General features: G+C 44.7%; 15 protein-coding genes and 1 pseudogene. 1 reads left to right on the top strand and 15 read right to left on the bottom strand.

Annotated features, from left to right (window positions below):
* Position 1 precedes the first annotated feature (1 nt).
* The 4 genes and pseudogenes from HU824_RS14440 to rsmA all read right to left on the bottom strand — a co-directional run bounded on the left by HU824_RS14440 (position 2) and on the right by rsmA (position 4,778).
* A pseudogene (locus HU824_RS14440) lies at positions 2–258 on the bottom strand (hypothetical protein).
* 382 nt (positions 259–640) lie between these two features.
* Entirely contained in the window at positions 641–2,494 is a 1,854-nt protein-coding gene (locus tag HU824_RS14435) for a DUF349 domain-containing protein (protein WP_136011315.1), read from the bottom strand.
* Between the two features lie 116 nt (positions 2,495–2,610).
* Complete coding sequence (mgtE, locus tag HU824_RS14430) at positions 2,611–3,951, bottom strand: magnesium transporter (protein ID WP_176469212.1); 1,341 nt, start codon at positions 3,949–3,951, stop codon at positions 2,611–2,613.
* A 32-nt stretch (positions 3,952–3,983) separates the two neighbouring features.
* Positions 3,984–4,778, bottom strand: coding sequence for a 16S rRNA (adenine(1518)-N(6)/adenine(1519)-N(6))-dimethyltransferase RsmA (rsmA, locus tag HU824_RS14425; protein ID WP_136011316.1), 795 nt, complete (start codon positions 4,776–4,778; stop codon positions 3,984–3,986).
* Between the two features lie 135 nt (positions 4,779–4,913).
* Here rsmA and HU824_RS14420 point away from each other — a divergent pair, with 135 nt between their 5' ends.
* Positions 4,914–5,891, top strand: coding sequence for a lysylphosphatidylglycerol synthase transmembrane domain-containing protein (locus tag HU824_RS14420; protein WP_136011317.1), 978 nt, complete (start codon positions 4,914–4,916; stop codon positions 5,889–5,891).
* 12 nt (positions 5,892–5,903) lie between these two features.
* On the opposite strand, the gene HU824_RS14415 is transcribed toward HU824_RS14420, so the two are convergent.
* The 11 genes from HU824_RS14415 to HU824_RS14365 form a co-directional block, all read right to left on the bottom strand.
* A complete protein-coding gene (locus tag HU824_RS14415; protein ID WP_136011318.1) occupies positions 5,904–6,464 on the bottom strand; it encodes a cysteine peptidase family C39 domain-containing protein in 561 nt (186 codons plus the stop codon).
* A complete protein-coding gene (locus HU824_RS14410; protein WP_176469195.1) occupies positions 6,457–7,965 on the bottom strand; it encodes a radical SAM protein in 1,509 nt (502 codons plus the stop codon). Before HU824_RS14410 ends, HU824_RS14415 begins: the two co-directional genes overlap by 8 nt.
* Entirely contained in the window at positions 7,952–8,158 is a 207-nt protein-coding gene (locus HU824_RS14405; protein ID WP_136011320.1) for a hypothetical protein, read from the bottom strand. The genes HU824_RS14410 and HU824_RS14405 overlap by 14 nt, the downstream gene beginning before the upstream one ends.
* A gap of 23 nt (positions 8,159–8,181) precedes the next feature.
* Positions 8,182–9,318 (bottom strand): HlyD family efflux transporter periplasmic adaptor subunit, encoded by a 1,137-nt coding sequence (locus tag HU824_RS14400; RefSeq protein WP_176469194.1) that lies wholly within the window; start codon positions 9,316–9,318, stop codon positions 8,182–8,184.
* 11 nt (positions 9,319–9,329) lie between these two features.
* The gene (locus tag HU824_RS14395; protein WP_176469193.1) at positions 9,330–11,531 is read right to left on the bottom strand and encodes a peptidase domain-containing ABC transporter; all 2,202 of its coding nucleotides are present in this window, start codon (positions 11,529–11,531) and stop codon (positions 9,330–9,332) included.
* Entirely contained in the window at positions 11,528–12,424 is an 897-nt protein-coding gene (locus tag HU824_RS14390; protein WP_136011323.1) for a hypothetical protein, read from the bottom strand. Before HU824_RS14390 ends, HU824_RS14395 begins: the two co-directional genes overlap by 4 nt.
* A gap of 15 nt (positions 12,425–12,439) precedes the next feature.
* The gene (locus HU824_RS14385) at positions 12,440–12,682 is read right to left on the bottom strand and encodes a hypothetical protein (protein WP_136011324.1); all 243 of its coding nucleotides are present in this window, start codon (positions 12,680–12,682) and stop codon (positions 12,440–12,442) included.
* 36 nt (positions 12,683–12,718) lie between these two features.
* Complete coding sequence (locus HU824_RS14380; protein ID WP_176469192.1) at positions 12,719–13,006, bottom strand: DUF3244 domain-containing protein; 288 nt, start codon at positions 13,004–13,006, stop codon at positions 12,719–12,721.
* Between the two features lie 298 nt (positions 13,007–13,304).
* Positions 13,305–15,173 carry a tetratricopeptide repeat protein gene (locus HU824_RS14375; RefSeq protein WP_176469191.1) on the bottom strand — a complete coding sequence of 623 codons (1,869 nt, stop codon included), beginning with the start codon at positions 15,171–15,173 and terminating at the stop codon, positions 13,305–13,307.
* A 171-nt stretch (positions 15,174–15,344) separates the two neighbouring features.
* Positions 15,345–17,213 (bottom strand): tetratricopeptide repeat protein, encoded by a 1,869-nt coding sequence (locus tag HU824_RS14370; protein WP_176469190.1) that lies wholly within the window; start codon positions 17,211–17,213, stop codon positions 15,345–15,347.
* 171 nt (positions 17,214–17,384) lie between these two features.
* Positions 17,385–17,804, bottom strand: a 420-nt coding sequence (locus HU824_RS14365) for a helix-turn-helix transcriptional regulator (RefSeq protein ID WP_369692703.1), incomplete at its 5' end; no start/stop codon positions are given.

The raw sequence follows: 17,804 nt of genomic DNA, 5'->3' as shown, positions 1-17,804 counted from the left end.
TTCACATTTTCATTCTCTTCATCTTTAAAACTGAACCCCAAATGTCCGATGATGAGATAGCCGGCAATTCCTTGCTCGACTTCACAAGGTTGATGGTACACTTCTCCAATTTGTAGAGCAACGCTATCCCTTATCCACTTTATGCACCCTGAACTTCTGTCCGAAGAAGTGGCCTTGAGAAAGACGGTTGTTGTCTGCACGTTCGATTGCTCGTACATAGTGAGGTCTGTTCCATTCCACATCATCTAAACGCACCATCACGCAGTGTGTCTTCGGATTCAATGTGGGATTTTTCTCGCCTCGTGAGTAAAAAACATCGGAAATGAAGAATGAACAACAAACGGTGACCACTTCAATCAGCGGCAAGTACTACTCTCCCTGAAGATGGCGTACGGGGCACATAGCATCACGACATGCAGGGCAACAATAGAGCGTTTCAGCGCGAAGTGCAAGATTTACCGGGAGGCTTTTGAGCGTGCCCATAAGAGTGGAGTAGAAACATTGTTCAAGCGGGTGGCTCTGTACGCGATGACTATATGATTGAAACTTGTACTAATAAGGTGTATAAAAAATATACCCGCCTCCACGGCTGCATAGCTGTAGAGGCGGATTCCTTTTTTAGTAAGTCTTATCTTGTATGTTATTCTTGGTTTTTGATGTTCTCGTCTACCATTTTTATCTTTTCTTTCACAAGTTCGATGTCTGCTTTCAGCTTTTCCACCTTGCGGTTAATTTCTGTCAGCAAACTGTTTCCCTTCTTGGAAGAAGTGGTCAAAAAGCCGAGATTGTTTTCATATGTCTGAAGATCGTTCTTCATATTGTCGAAGGCGCGTACCAATTTCTCGCGTTCCCGGTAAAGGGCTTGTGGACTACCTTCCTGAATGGAGCTGATAGTCGACTTGAAGTTACTTAGCTTCTTGTTGGAGGCGCTGATGTTGAAGCGTTCAAACAATTTGTCTACTTGGCTGTGATATTGCTTATAGATTCGGTCTTTCTCTTTGAAAGGTACATGCCCTATGCCGTTCCACTCTTTCATGAGGTTGCGTACCAGTTGGATAGTTTCCTCTGTATCCATTTGGTCATCGATAGCGTTCAGTTTTTCGATGATGGCTTTTTTCTTTTCCAGATTTTCCTGCTCTACGCTGCGCTGTGAAGAAGTGGCTTTGTTCTTTTGTTCGAAGAAGTAATCACAAGCGGAGATGAAACGTTTCCATACGGCATCCGAATATTTTTTGGCTACCGGACCGATGGTTTTCCATTCTTTCTGGAGTTTGGCCAGTTCATCGGCGGTTGTTTTCCAGTCGGTACTGTCCTTAAGAGCTTCTGCTTTTTCGCACAAGGCACGCTTCTTTTCCAGGTTTTCGTTCATACCTTCCTTCAGGGTCTTGAAGAACTCTCCCTTTTTACGGAAGAACTCGTCGCACGCTTTGCGGAAACGTTCGAAAATCTTCACATTCATTTTTTGTGGAGCGAAACCGATGGTTTTCCATTTGTTTTGCAGTGCGATGACTTCTTGCGTCTTGCTCTCCCAAGAAGCAAAGTTTGTCAGTTCTTTGTAGTCGATGGTTTCTATGATTTCGCAAATTACAGTCTTTTGGTCAAGATTGTGTTGTTCCACTTCCTTCAACGCTTCGAAATGTTGTTGGTGACGTCGGTTTACGGCCGTAGAGGCAACTTTGAAACGTGCCCAGATTTCGTCGCGTAGTTCCTTGGCTACCGGCCCCGTATCACGGAATTCCTGATGCAGCTTCTGTAACTGATGGAAAGCTGAAACTACATCAGCTTCATCTGCCAACTTTTCGGCAGCTTCACAAAGATGTGTCTTGATTTCCAAATTCTTCTTGAAATCGTATTCGCGAAATTCATTGTTCAGTTTCAGAAGGTCATAGAATTTCTCAACATACAATTGATAGTTTTTCCAAAGCTCGTTGACCTTGGCTTGCGGAACGAGTTTAACTTCGTTCCATTGCTGTTGTAGTTTCTTGAACTCCGTATAGCTTTTGTTGGCGTCATCCGGAGATTCAACCAGTTCCTTCAGCTCTTCGATGATGGAAAGCTTTATCTGCAGGTTCATTTCCTTCTGCTTCTCCAGTTCGGCTGTGAGCGCACTTCTTTTTTCTTTGATGACGGACATGATATTCTTGAACTCTTCCTCTACACTGTCTGTTTGTGGAACAAAGTTCTCCGCGGCGCCTCCGTTTTCAATAAACAGTTTTTTGGCCGCTTCCTGTTCAGCATTGTGCAGCTTGTAGAAAGATTGCTTCAAACTGTCTATTTCAGGTTTTGCCACGTTCTCCACGTCGGCAACCACCTCTTTGAGTTTGGTAAGTATTTCCTCTTTCGTAAGCTTCTGAACTGGCTCTATCGGCTTTTCCGAAACGATTTCTTCAGCGGGAGTTTCTGTTGTTGCCGGTTCAGAAACCTCTGCTGCCTTCTTTTCTTCTTCTAATTCCACCGGCTTTTCGGGGAGATTAGTGTCATGAGTGTCCGTCATTGTATTTACTTTTTTAGAAACGGGTTCCTCCCGTTTGGGTTATATTAAGTTACAAATTAATGAAATAAAATGATTACTTCATACAATTAGCCTTGATTTTTTTCTATTTTTTGTTTTTATGACAGTAAGACAGTGATGCCCATGTACAGCATCATGCCTATAATGTCATTGGTGATGGAGATAAACGGACCGGTGGCAATGGCCGGGTCAACCTTCAACTTCTCTAAAGTCATGGGAACCAGCGTTCCGAAAATGGAAGCGAACATGACGACTGCAAAAAGGCTGATGGAGACGGAATAAGTAACCGTGGCCGTAGCTCCGAACCGGATAAAATTATAGATGTATACCAGCAGAGAGATGATGGTTGCATTGATGACCGCTACTACCGCTTCCTTGGCTACCTGTTTGAAGATGTCTTTGGCATCCAGTGAACTGTTGGCAAGACCTTGCACGATGATGGCCGATGACTGGGTTCCTACGTTTCCACCCGTACCGCCAATCAACGGAATATAAAGGGCCATTTCCGGATGGGCGGCGAAAGTCGTGTCGAAGTTACTCAATATCATGGAGTTGCCTATACCGCCCAGCATGCCGATGAGCAGCCATGGAAGGCGGGCAGAAGTCTGGCGCATGACATTGTCGTCCGTTTCTACATCTTGAGATAAACCGGATGCCAGCTGGTAGTCACGTTCCGACTGTTCGCGGACTTCGTCCATGACGTCGTCTACGGTAATCTGGCCTACCAGACGTCCGATACTGTCTATAACAGGAGCTGCCACCAAGTCATACTTTTCGATGATTTGTACCACTTCGTCAATGGGGGTGTCTACATGGACGGAGATAGGATCTTTCCGCATCACATGCTTTACCTTAGAGACAGAAGGGGAAGTTATCATTTTCTTTAATGGGAATACCCCTTGCAGACGGTCTTCGTCGTCGATGACGTATACATAGTAAATTTCATCTAACTTTTCAGCTTGCAGGCGCATTTCCTTCAGACACTCCGGCATACTCCAGTTTTCATTGACAGTTACCATTTCCGTACCCATCAAACCACCGGCAGTGTCTTCATCATATTTCAGCAGGTCAACGATGTCACCCGCCTGTTCTATATCTTCGATGTGCGAAAGTACTTCCTCCTGCTTGTCCTCATCGAGTTCGCGCATCAGGTCTACGGCATCGTCCGTGTCCATATAATCCACGAAACGCTTGGCAATGGTTTCCGAAGGAAGAAGTTCCAGGAATTCTTTCCGGACATCTTCGTCCATTTCAACCAGTACGTCCGCTGCCGTTTCGTTGTCAAGGAGGCGGTAAACGAAGCGGGCTTCCTCCAAGCCGAGGTCATTGCACAGTTCTGCAATATCTGCCGGGTGTAGGTCGGTCAAAAGTGTTTTGACATTTTCCGCGTCTTTCTGTTCTATCAGGCTTTTGACTTTTTCTATGTATTCTTCGTCTATTTCCATGATTGTTCGTGTTTAATCACTAACTGTTAATCATTAATCGTTTTCAATGCCTGCTCCACCTGGTTGGTTAGCTGAATAAATTCCTTTACGGACAGTTGTTCCGGGCGTTTATTAAATAATACGTCCTCCGTCAGTGGACAGTCTTTACCGAGTATCGGTTTTATAGAGTTTCGCAAAGTCTTGCGTCGTTGGTTGAACGTGGTTTTCACTACTTGCTTGAACAATTTTTCATCGCACCCTAAATCATGCGTTTCATTGCGCATCATGCGGATGACGGCACTTTTAACTTTTGGGGGCGGATTGAAGACATGTTCGTGTACTGTAAACAAGTATTCTACTTTGTACCATGCTTGTATCAGTACGCTTAGGATTCCGTATGTCTTGCTGCCCGGTCCGGCTGCTATACGTTCGGCTACTTCCTTTTGTATCATACCCGTACAGCAGGGAATGAGGTCCTTATATTCCAGCATTTTGAAGAATATCTGGCTGGAGATATTATATGGATAGTTTCCTGTCAGCACAAAGGGATGTCCGCCAAACAACTGTTGCAGGTTCATTTTGAGGAAATCGTCCTCGATGATGTTGTCTTCCAGTTGCGGATAGGCTTCCCGCAGGTAGGCCACTGACTCGTAGTCCAGTTCTACTACTTTGACGTTGCGTTCTTTGGGCAGAAGGAACTGGGTCAGTACCCCCATTCCCGGACCAACTTCGAGGATGGGGATTCCGGGACAGGTGTCTACTGTGTCGGCAATGTCCTGCGCCACTTTCAGGTCATTCAGGAAATGCTGGCCGAGAAACTTTTTAGGTTTAACTAATTTCATTTATCAACTAAATCATTACTTTTGCTCCGCAAATATAGGTAGCAGTGTGAATAGCAACCTATATTTATACGGAGCAAAGGTAGTTCTTTTCGATGAAGAATGAAGAATGAAGAATGAAGAATTTGGGAATATCGTATGAATAAGCTGTTAAAAAAGATATTGAAAATCATCTTACCCATTTTCTTGGGCGGTTTTATCCTCTATTGGGTGTATCGTGATTTTGATTTTTCGAGGGCCGGAGCAGTGCTTCTGCGTGGTACGAATTGGTGGTGGATGTCATTTTCGTTGTTTTTCGGTGTCATGAGCCATGTGGTTCGCGGCTGGCGTTGGAAACAGACGCTGAAACCGCTTGGTGTCCGTCCTGTGACGAGTGATTGCGTGGATGCCATTTTTGTGTCGTATGCGGCCAATCTGGCACTGCCTCGCATAGGCGAGGTTTCCCGTTGCGGAGTGCTTGCCAGATATGACAATGTCTCTTTTGCCAAATCGCTTGGAACCGTGGTGACCGAACGGCTGATTGATACATTGTGTATTCTGTTGATTGCCGGACTCACCTTTTTGTTGCAGATGCCTGTCTTTTTTCGATTTTTTGCTGAAACCGGAACAAAAATCCCCTCGCTGATGTATCTGCTGACTTCCCCTTGGTTTTATGTTGCTCTTTTTTGTGTAGTCGGTGTGTTGGTGCTTCTTTATTACCTGCTGCGCATGCTCTCTTTCTTTGAGAGGGTGAAGGGGGTGGCACTGAATGTATGGGAAGGGATTCTGTCACTCCGCGATGTGAACAATGTGCCTCTGTTCATCTTTTATACGGTTCTTATCTGGCTCTGCTATTTCTACCACTTCTATATTGCTTTCTATTGCTTTCAGTTTACAGAACACCTTGGGTACCTTGCCGGACTGGTGATGTTTGTCGGTGGTACCTTTGCCGTCATTGTTCCCACGCCCAACGGGGCAGGACCTTGGCACTTTGCCGTCATCACCATGATGATGCTCTATGGCGTGAATGCTACAGATGCCGGTGTCTTTGCACTGATAGTGCATGCAGTGCAGACATTGCTGGTTATTGTGCTGGGAATCTGGGGAGGAATACATTTGTCCTTGGTCCGCCGGTAGCGACGGCTGTGCCTACCAGCGGAATAGCGGAAAGATTTCTACCGACCAGTAATCCCACCATCGGTTCAGTTTCCGTTTGCATTTCTTGCTCCAGTCGTACAGTTCCCACCACTTCAGGTGATAGTCCGCCTTCTCCGAAAATTCGGGAGTGGGGAACAGAGTCATGCAAATGCCCTTTATCCATAGCGTGTTTAGCTCCTTGGGCCAATATTGCATGGGTCCGAAGTCTGGTTCCCACACAATGAATCGCTCTCCGTGCATTCCGTAACATACGGCATAACCGATTCTGCCGAAATCGTTTTTGGCAAAAAGAATGATGGGCAGTTTCATTCGGGCAAGTAGTTCGATGTCTAACAGGCGTAAGTCGGCCTGCATTCCGGCACGGATAGCAGCTTGTTTCATGCCGCCTAAAGAGAGTTTGCCGTCCACGGTGCACCATTCTGTCAGTTTTTGTACCTCTTCCGTTCCGCCATAATACTTCATTACGGTCAGCAGGCATGCCACTTCCAGGCTGCATCCATCTTTGGCACGTACAAACGATTTTTTGATTTTGTCTAATTCGTCTTCACTCATAATCAAGTCTGTTTTTCATTTCTGGGGCAAATTTGCATCGTGGGTCCGGAAAGTCCCAGCAATCAGCCCCATAAGCTTTTATTATATCACTCCAGCAACGGTTCTGGTAACCGAAGCAAGAATCGAACAATGCACACTTGTGACATTGGCTCCGTGTGCTGATGTCGCTTCGTGTCAGATTGTACAGTTGCAGCGCCCGTTGTGAATTCCATACTTCTTTCAGGCTATTCCTGCCTACATCTCCTATGATGAAATGCGGGTTCCAGTAAAGCTGTTCGCAGATGGTTGCTTGTCCGTCAGGCAGGATGAAAAGGTGTGTGGTAAGTGCCGAGCATTCGCTGCCACTGAAGTTGCAACTGCCCCCTTCCGTCTTTCCGAACTGTTTGTTCATGGTCTCTTCTCCCAAGATGATGGGAAAGGAACTGTGTTGTGCCATAAGCGGGCGCATTTGTTTGAAGAGAGTGGCTATTTGTTCTTGTTTAGGCTTCAGGCAAATGAATTCATTGATTTCTTTTGTGATGGAATTGCTTACAGGTACAATTCGCCAGTCTCGTATCCGTTTCAGCGTAGTGAGTTTCTGTAGCATGCGGGCCAGCACGCCGATGTCGCAATTGTAAGTGGTCAGCACGGACGAAACCTGATAGTCCAAACTGCTTTCGTCCAGCATTTGCAGGCCTTCCAGCACGGCTTCCGTATACCCTTTGCGTGTCCCAATGGATGTTTGCAGTACTATCTCGTCGCAAGCATCCAGCGACACTTGTATGGTTCCCCGGTAACCGATGTCGGTAAGTGCGGCAATCCTTTCGCTGTTCATGGGCATCTTGGTTGATATATATTCGGGGGCGATATCCAGTTCGACTAACTTCTTTAAGACGGATTGCCAGTCTTTGTGCAAAAACACTTCCCCTCCAATCAGGTTCACCTGCCGCACTTGTATTTGGGCAGCTTCGTCTATCAGTTCCATGATGCGTCCGGTGGGCAACGGTGTGTCTGCTATCGTGCTTGTGTCGGCATAGCAATATCGGCAATGTGTGATGCATCGGTTTGTCAGCATGAATGTGACTATTGCCGGTCTGGTGTAGAGCCGTCGGGTTTTCAAGTCCAGTTTTTTCCAGATGAAGCTGTCGGCATCCAGACGGTCGAACCGTAGATTCCCTTCGGCTTTTTCCGCCTCAATCAGCACCCGTTTAGGGAAGTAGATTCTTCCTTGCTGCGAATTGGTGTAGATGGGTTGCGGGTTCTCAATGAATTCGGCCACCCATTTTTCTATTGTCCGGGGGCTTTTGCAGAAATAGTCGCAAAGCAGCGGAAGAGTTTCCCTTATAGTCCGGTTGTGGGTGAAAAAGCTTAGCAAGGCTGCTTGCAGCGGGTGTATGAAAGTCTGCCAGTTGCGGGAACAGTCTTGGTCTGTCCCGCCTCTGGAGAATAGCACTACCCGATGTATGTCATGCCTTAAGTGATAGTGCGGGTTGAGCAGATATACTTTATCAAGGTTTATCATTGTCTTCAGAGGTTGTTTCCTTTTGGCCGGTGTTGTTGATTCCCGACAAATAACATCCTAATCCGCAATTCTTCACAGGTTCCGTGTCGGTTCCTCCTTGCACGTCCATCAGTTCGTTGATGTCCAGCAATTCTTCTTCCTGATTTTTCCGGTCGCATTTTTCGACAGTCTTTTTTGATTCTTTCTGTTCCATGTTGCATATCTATTTAAGTTATCTTAATTCCTTTCTTTGAACAACTGCATGACAGGCGAGAATATCCTGTCGAGCACACTTCTGCTCGATGTGATGATTTCCGCTTGTCCGCTCATGCCTATCTCATAATCCGGTTTTTTCCCCTTGGTGGTAATCATTCCGTCCGGGAATTCCACCTCCACCGCATAGCTTTTGTTGTAGGGGACAAAGGAGATGGAGGTGATTTTCCCTGATAACGTGCCATACGTATGTGCTGGATACTTGTTCAGCGCGATGTCCACCTTGTCGCCGGCGGTTATTTCAGATACCTCGTTTTCCGATAGTCTGATGTGTCCTACCGGGTTTCCTTTTTTCTGCGAGACAACGGTGCATAGCGTGTCGCCTTCGTTTATCTTCCGGTTCATGCTCCAGCTCTTTCCCCAGATGACGGTTCCTTTGTTGCGGCTTTTCAGCAAGTTGTTGCTGTCCCATGTTCTCAGGCTGTTGACCATGTTCTCGTAGGCTATCTCCAGTGCCCTGTGGTGTTGGGCCATCTCCATTTTATGGTCGATTTCCAAGTCGAACATTTCCCGCTTTATTTTCAGCAGGTCCAGTTCGTCCGCCTTTCCGCTCCGGGCGAGTATTTCCAGTTCCTTGTCCAGATACTTTTTCTTTTGCGGATAGAGGTCGAACTCCCGATACATCAGGCAGGCCCTTACGGCTTGTGTGAATTGTTCGTATGCCGGGGTCATTTCTCCCATAATCAGGTCGAAGGGATAATCTTGCAGGTAGCCGATGTCCATGGTGCGGTAATACTCCTCTACATTGGTCAGTACCTGGCAGAATCTTTTCACGTCTTTCAGCGAAGCCGTGTTTTTCAGTATTCCCAGCGTGTCGTTTTCTTTGACCTGCGACCGGTTTTCCACGAAGAACCTTTCTATCATGCCGGCACGGTTCGCCGTAATCCACTCCACGCTTCCCGTGTCGTCTATGCGTATGTGCTTTTTCACGGTGTCGGGATACTGGAACAAGGCTGCTCCTGCCACCAGCAATGCCACCAGCCCATATACGATGTAGCTTCCCGTATGTATCAGCCAGTCGGGCATGTCGCCCAGCATGTCGTTGCTGTCTCGGCTGTATATTTCCACTTTCTTCGTGTCCGGTTTATAAATCTCTTCCATATCTCGGTCTGTCATGCACTGAGTTCCAGTTGGTTTTTAACTAATCGGAAGTAGTCTCCTTGTTTGGCTATCAGTTCCTCGTGCGTGCCTTTTTCTGTGATTTCGCCTTCTTTCAGGACAACAATCTGGTCGGCGTTTCTTACGGTGCTGAGCCGGTGTGCCACGATGATTACCGTCTTGTTCTTGAAGAACAAGTCCAGGTTGTGCTGTATGGTCTTTTCGTTGTCGGTGTCGAGCGCGTTGGTGGCTTCGTCAAAGAACAGATAGTCCGGGTTGCGGTAGATGGCGCGTGCTATCAGCAGGCGTTGCTTCTGCCCTTGGCTCAGTCCTTGTCCGGTGTTGCCTATTTTCGTGTTGTATTTCAGCGGCAGCGATTCAATGAAGTCGCGTATGTTTGCCATTTCCACGGCATAGAGCATCCGTTCCTTGTCGATGGCCTCGCCGTCGGGAGCGATGTTTCCGGCTATGGTGTCGCCGAATATGAATCCTTCCTGCATCACCACTCCGCAATGCTTGCGCCATTCCTTGAAGCTGATGCGCTGTAGCGGGCGGTTTCCTATCCTGATGTCTCCTCCGGTGGGCGGATAAAAGCCCAGCATCAGTTTCACCAGTGTTGTCTTTCCGCTTCCGCTGAGGCCTACGATGGCTGTAGTCTTTCCTGCCGGAATGTGCAGTGAAAGGTTCTTGATGACCTGCCTTGATTTTTCCGATCCGTAGGAGAACAGCACATTCTGTAGCCGTATGTCTTCATTTCCCGTGATGTCCGCTTCCGGGCTGTTGTTGTCTGCCTCTTCGTCCGGTTTTCCGTGTATTTCGCCTAAGCGTTCCAGGCTTAGCCTGGCATCCTGTGTGCTCTGCATGAATGCCACGAACTGGCTGACGGGGCCTTGCATCTGCCCGATGATGTACTGTATGGAGAGCATGATGCCCAGCGTGATGTCTCCTTGCAGCACGGCAGTGGCCGACAGCACGGTGATAAGTATGTTCTTCACTTCGTTGATGAGCACGGCGCCCACTTGCTGCCATTGTCCCAGATTGAGCGAGCTCATGTTGATGCGGAACAAGGCAGCCTGGATATTTTCCCATTCCCACCGCTTTTGCTGCTCGCATCCCAGCAGCTTGATGTCCTGCATGCCGTAAATCAGCTGCATCAGGTTGTTCTGGTTCAACGACATCTGCTCGAAGTTCTTCCGGTTCAGGTCGGCCCGTTTGCGCATGAAGAGCCTCACCCAGCCTATGTAGAGCAGGCTGAACAGGGCGAATACGAGGAATATCTTCCAGCTGTAGACGGCAAGCACCACCCCGAAGATGGCCACGGTGATGGCAGCGAAGAGTATTTGCAGCACCGATTGTGTCAGGAAACTCTCTATCTGGTTGTGGTCTTCGATTCGTCTTATCAGGTCGCCTGCCAGCTTGCTGTCGAAGAACTTCATGGGCAGGCGCATCAGCTTGGAGAGGAAGTCGGAGATGAGCGACACGTTGACCCTCGTGCTGATGTGCAGCAAGATGCAGCGGCGGATTACCTCGATGAGGGTGCGGCTGAACACCAGCATCAGCTGTGCCGCCAGTATCAGCCAGATGAAGTTCAGGTTCCGGTGACCTATACCTTGGTCTACGATGGTCTGCGTAAGGAAGGGGAACACCAGTTGCAGGATGCTTCCTGCCAGCAGGCCCACCACCAGCTGCACCAAGGCTTTCCGGTAGGGGCGCACGTAGTGCAGCAGATACCAGAGCGAGAGTTTCTCATACTTGATGGGTTCCGCCTCATAGAACTGCGGGGTGACGTCAATCAGCAGTGCGATACCTTTCTCCATGCCTCCTTGCCGGGTGCTGATCCAGCAGTTTTTCAGTTCCGCTTCTTCGTATTTCAGCAGTCCGTAGGCAGGGTCGGCAATGTAGAAGAAGGTTTTCCCTCTTTTTTTCTCCACTTTGTATAGCACCACGAAGTGCTCCTGGTTCCAGTGCAGTATGCACGGCAGTTTGGCTTGCGATTTCAGCCTTTCGATGGTGGTGCGGATGCCGGTGGCGCGCAGCCCTATGCTTGCTGCCGCTTCGCTGATGCCCAGCAGGTTCACTCCGGTGCGCTGGATGAACGATTGCTCCCGCAGTTGCTGCACGGAGAACGTCTTTCCGTAGTGCCGGGCTATCATGCGCAGGCAGGTGGGGCCGCAGTCCATGCCGTCTAGTTGCTTGTAGAATGGGAATTTCTTCATCGTTTCTGTTTTTTGGTGTCTATGTATTGTATCAGCCGGTCTGCCACCTCGTCCAGCCGTTGGTTCTCCTGTTCATAGAGGCTGCACAGGGTCTTTTGCTGCTCCACAAGGCATTCCCGATTGCCCAGCATGTCCATTATGCGTCGGCTCAGCTTGTGCGGTGTCATGCGGCGTATCTCCCTTGGCGGCAGCACCAAGGCAGGCACGTGGGCAAAGACGCATTCGGTCTGTATGTTCCAGTCGTCTGCCACCAGTGCCAGGTCGCATAGGGGCAGCAGTGCCTGCAAGTCTTGCGGACGGTAGACGGCAATGTTGTCGGGCAGTGCAAACAGCTTTTCGTCTGCTTTCCCTTGGTTGGTCAGCACTACGAACTGGTGGTCCGGGTGGTCTGCACTGTGCCTCCTGATGGCTTGGTATGCCTGTTCTGCATTGTCTGTGCAGCCGTTCCCTTTCTCCAGTATGCCGATGATGACTGTTGCCGCACGTCTCTCTTTTATCTCCTCCAGTTTTTCGATGAAGTCGGCTTCCCTTGCTCCTTTCGACAGGGGCGTGTAGGGCGAAGGAGGCAGATAGAGCGTTTCGGCATCCAGTTTGCCGTTTTGCGCCTCTTCCTGCGTGGTCACAAAGAGGTAGTCTATCCCGTGCCGGCGATAGAGTGCCGCACGCTCCTGCAACAAGAGGTCGAGCAGCGTCAGGTCGGGGACAAACCAGTGCAGGTCGTCGGGATATAGCACTCGTCCGATGCCTTTGCCCAGCAGTCCGGAGGTGAAGACGGAATCGGAACTGTCCGTATAGTACACTTCATTTCCTTTCCTGCTTATCAGGCATGCTAATCGGACGGTGACTCTTACCCTGCCGGTCTCCTGCCGTATGTCGAAGAGCAGACTGTACATTTGCGCGGCAGTCGTTTAGTTGTTGTCCGACTTTAATCCTAATGCCGAATAGAGCGTGGCTCCATTATAGTGGTACGTGCTCTGATATTTGTCGTAAAGGATGTCGGTGCCCAGCTCATAACGGAAATAAGCGAGGTACTCGAAGAATGTGGAACGCGACAAATCCAGTTTCCTGGCAAACTCTTCGGGGGTGCCTGTGCACCGGTGCTGAATCATGAAGTCCATGCGCAGCACTTTCTTTAGGTCGATTCGTTTCATGATGCTTCTGTATTTTGAGTCATTATTCATTGATTCCTATTTATGGAAGTTGCCTTCCAAGTGTCTGTTCCCTGGCCCTGTCAGTTCCAGCAGGTATGTTCCCGATGGCAAGTTGCTGATTGGAATGAGGATGTTGGCAGTGGCCGTTTCAGGAATCATTTGCTGATACTGCGTTTCTCCGGTGGTCGGGCAGATGATGCGGATTGTGATATCGCAATCCGGTTTATCGTTTTGGATGTTGATGAAATTGCCGGAAAGGTAGGCGGAGATAGGGATGGTGGGGAGGCTGCGTTCTATTCCGATATTGTCCCATAATCCTTTCATGTCAATAAATTCATTTGTTTCTTCAATTTGAGAAAACACAATCTCACGAGTAGAAGAAAAAACATTCGGAATAAATAGAAGATAAGATGTAATACCTGCTATTAATACTACTTGGCATACAATTTTTCTTTTCATACAATATTCTAATATTTAATTTGATTGCTGCAAAGTTAAAGTATAATTAGCTAATATTCGTAGACGTAGTAAGGACTTAATATAGACATAAAATAGGAGGTAATAGGTTGTTTTATAGCTTATTACCTCCTTTGTAAAAACCTAAAAATGGACAGTGGCTTCCTCAGAAATCCCAAATCCATAAATCTAAGGTCTGATTTTCACTGAATTTATTTGTTTGTTGTAGTATGTGTTCTTTCAGACGATATTTTTGTTTAGACACAGAAGCTGGAGAGATGCCTAAAGCAGTTGCAATATTGGTATTATTCATGCTGAGTTTTATAAGGCAACACAGATGCACTTCATATTCCGTCAACAAAGGAAGTTTTTTTTGTAGTCGGTCTGTAAAATGGTCGAATATGTCATTGACAGATTCTTCAATATCTTTCCATTGTGTAGTATCTACGTATTTTGGGGTAGTAATTAGGTTGTGTAGTATCTTGGTGTTTTTTACCAATTTTTTGGATAAAGTTCTTTCTCTGTCGTGTAGACGTTGACTCTCTTCTGTTAGTTTATTTAATTTTTTTAGTTCCTCTGATTGTGTGTTGAGAGAAAATATGTATTGTTCTATATTCTTTTGAAGCTTTTTGTTCTCTATGATTAGCATTTCATTCTGTTTTTGTACATTGGAATATGTTTTGTTGAGTTCTTCAAGTTGTGCTTGCATTCCTTTGTTGGTTTCTATTTGTATTGCAAGTTCTTGCATTTTCGACTGGTTTTGTCTGATTAAAATTTTATTTTCATTTATCTGTATTATGCTGTGGCGTATCTCTTCCTCTTTTTTTTGTATGATTCGCTCTTTTTTCATCAACTTACGCTGATAGGTATAGATAAGAAATGTTATCGTACAAATCAATAAAATGATAACTATGAGGGTATTACGGGTATTTCTATCTTTTTCTATCTTTAATTGATTCTTTTCGTTGATGAGTTTCTGCTGGTTGTATTTCTCTTGCATTTCGGCTAATTCTTGATTCTTATGCGAATTGTATACAGAATCTAATCCGTTGAGTAAACTGTCGCAAAACGATATGGCTTCTTTATATTTATGTTCTTTTTTGCTCAGTTTATAGAGGGAATTATAAGCAGAGGTCGCTGTTAAAATATTACTTTTGTTGGGTGATGTAGCTTTAATTAGGTGATAATATGCGGAATCTGTTTGACCAATATTGCTATAAATGTTGCCGATAGCTAAATGCACTTGTTCTTTAATAGCTCCCTTACTGTTGTTAATAGCCTGTTTGGCATAATATATTGCTTTTTTATAATCTTTTATTTGCATATAAACTCCAGATAGTTCGTTTGACGCGGCTGCTACTTTGGGAAAATTGTGTTGTTTTTGAGCATTTTCAATAGCTTTTTGGTAGAAATCAATAGCAGAGTTATATTGCTTAAGTTCTGTATAAGTTCTGCCGAGATAGATTTGTGAAGCTATGATATATTTAGGAGTGCTGGCTTGAAGTGCATATTGGTATGCTTTGTTGAAAGCATTAAGTGCATATTCATTATAAGAATGGAGTACATATATGCTCCCTAATTCTGCATTAATAAGATGGCATAATTGATAGTCATTTGCCATTTTTTCATATTCTGTAGCTTTAAGGAAAAATTCTTGCGCTTTTTCTATATCTTTATTGTTATGGTAGATTCCTCCCCTCAAATACAGCACCAATGCTTTCCGTTGTGCATCCTCCTGCTTCATAAAGTAGTCATATGCAATGTTGGCTAATGAATCATTTTGCTCTATATACATCTTATATTTTGCTTGAGTCATCAACAATGCCCAAGTGGCATGTTCCAATTTCTGCGCAGCATCCGGCATTTCCATATTCTGTAATATATGCAATGCGCTGTCTGGGTACTCATACATGATAGCTTCTGCATGTATCAGCTCCGGCAGTGATATGGAAGAGTGTTTTTTTGAAGAACAAGCGGTGAAAAATAAGAGAATAGCTGATGCTACTATGACTGTAGTAAAATAGACATTTTTCATTGCGTATTGTTATAAATATGATGGAATATGATGCAAATATAAAACATTTTTCTAATTGCCGTCAAAACAGGATAATTCTGCTAACGAATTTTTGCATCAACCGTTCCCGCTCATTTGCCGTAAGGGTAGTATACTTAGTGTAATAATATTTTTAGAATTGGTTTGATATTGTTAGAAGTCCCAAATCCATAAATCTAATGCTTGATTTCGCCCCAATGTTTCGTTTTGCTGTGCAATGTGTTCCTTTAACCGATATTTTTGTTTGGAGACCGAGGCGGGAGAAATACCCAAGGCTGTTGCCATATTGGTATTATTCATATTGAGTTTTATCAGGCAACAAAGGTGTATTTCGTATTCGGTTAGGGTGGGCAGTTTTGTTGATAGTCTTTTTGTGAAGTTATCGAATATGGAGTTGATGGCTTCTTCTATATTTCTCCACTGTGTGACATCAACATATTTGGGGGCTATGACCAGCTCGTTTAGTACTTTGGTGTTTTTAACTAATTGTTTGGATAGTATTCGTTCCCTGTCGTGCAACCGTTGGTTTTCTTCGGTCAATTCATTCAGCCTTTTCAGTTCTTCCGATTGTGCGTTGAGCGAGGTAGAGTATTGTTCTATGTTTCTTTGCAGAGTATGGTTTTCATGGGCCAGTGCCTCGTTTTGTTGTTGTATTTCAGCGTATGTTCTGTTTAGTTCCTCTAATTGTTCCTGCATGTCTTTGTTAGCTTCTATTTGGGTGGTAAGTTCCTGCATCATCGATTGGTTATGCTTGATTACAATTTCATTTTCACTTATTTGCATCATGCTTTGGCGTATCCCTTCTTCTTTCTTTTGTATGATGCGTTCTTTCCTCATCAGTTTATGTTGATAGTTGTATATAAGAATTGCTATGACACAAATTAGTACAATCAATATTATCAGTGCATTTCGGGTATTTTTGTCTTTTTCTATCTTTAGTTGATTCTTTTCGTTGATAAGTTTTTGTTGATTGTACTTTTCTTGCATTTCGGCTAATTCCTGTTCCTTATGGGAATCAAAAATAGAATCGAATCCATTCAAGAATTTGTCATTGTAAAATATAGCTTCTTGGTATTTTTTCTCTCTTTTACTTAATTCATATAAAGCATGGTAAGCAGCATTCACCGTATTGACACTTGCTTTATGACCTACAACTTGATTTAAATAATAATATGCGGAATCTATGGGACCTATTTCTCTGTAAATATTCCCGATTACCAAATTTATTTGTCCTTTAGATACTCCTATATTGCTACTGTTAATAGCCTGTTTTGAATAGTATAAAGCTTTTTTATAATCCTTGATTTCAATATAAATACCAGCAAGTTCATTAGAAGCAATTGCTACACTTCTTGTTATATGTTTTTCTTTGGCAATTTCAATGGCTTTTTGATAATATTCAATTGATTGATTGAACCTTTCCAATTGACCGTAAGTCCTACCAAGATAAATTAAAGAAGCAATGATATACTTACAGTTTTGTGATTGAAGTGCATATTGGTATGATTTATTAAATGCTTCAATAGCATACTCTTTATAAAAACGGAGTATGTATATACATCCTAATTCTGCATAGATTAAATGGCACAGTTGATAGTCATTAGTTTTCTCTGCATACGTTGTTGCTCTTAGAAGAGAATTTTGTGCCTCTTCTATATTTCTGTTATCATGAAAAATTTCTCCTTTTAGATACAGCACTAATGCCTTTCGTTGTGCATCCTCTTGTTCCATAAAGTAATTGTACGCGATATTGGCTAAAGAGTCATTCTGCTCTATATACATCTTATACTTTGCTTGCGTCATCAACAATGCCCAAGTGGCATGTTCCAATTTCTGCGCAGCATCCGGCATTTCCATATTCTGTAATATATGCAATGCGCTGTCTGGGTACTCATACATGATAGCTTCTGCATGTATCAGCTCCGGCAGTGATATGGAAGAGTGTTTTTTTGAAGAACAAGCGGTGAAAAATAAGAGAATAGCTGATGCTACTATGACTGTAGTAAAATAGACATTTTTCATTGCGTATTGTTATAAATATGATGGAATATGATGCAAATATAAAACATTTTTCTAATTGCCGTCAAAACAGGATAATTCTGCTAACGAATTTTTGCATCAACCGTTCCCGCTCATTTGCCGTAAGGGTAGTATACTTAGTGTAATAATATTTTTAGAATTGGTTTGATATTGTTAGAAGTCCCAAATCCATAAATCTAATGCTTGATTTCGCCCCAATGTTTCGTTTTGCTGTGCAATGTGTTCCTTTAACCGATATTTTTGTTTGGAGACCGAGGCGGGAGAAATACCCAAGGCTGTTGCCATATTGGTATTATTCATATTGAGTTTTATCAGGCAACAAAGGTGTATTTCGTATTCGGTTAGGGTGGGCAGTTTTGTTGATAGTCTTTTTGTGAAGTTATCGAATATGGAGTTGATGGCTTCTTCTATATTTCTCCACTGTGTGACATCAACATATTTGGGGGCTATGACCAGCTCGTTTAGTACTTTGGTGTTTTTAACTAATTGTTTGGATAGTATTCGTTCCCTGTCGTGCAACCGTTGGTTTTCTTCGGTCAATTCATTCAGCCTTTTCAGTTCTTCCGATTGTGC

It is taken from the genome of Bacteroides sp. L10-4, assembly GCF_013373675.1.
GTDB classification, from domain to species: Bacteria; Bacteroidota; Bacteroidia; order Bacteroidales; family Bacteroidaceae; genus Bacteroides; species Bacteroides muris.
This window is presented reverse-complemented; position numbering and strand designations above follow the sequence as displayed.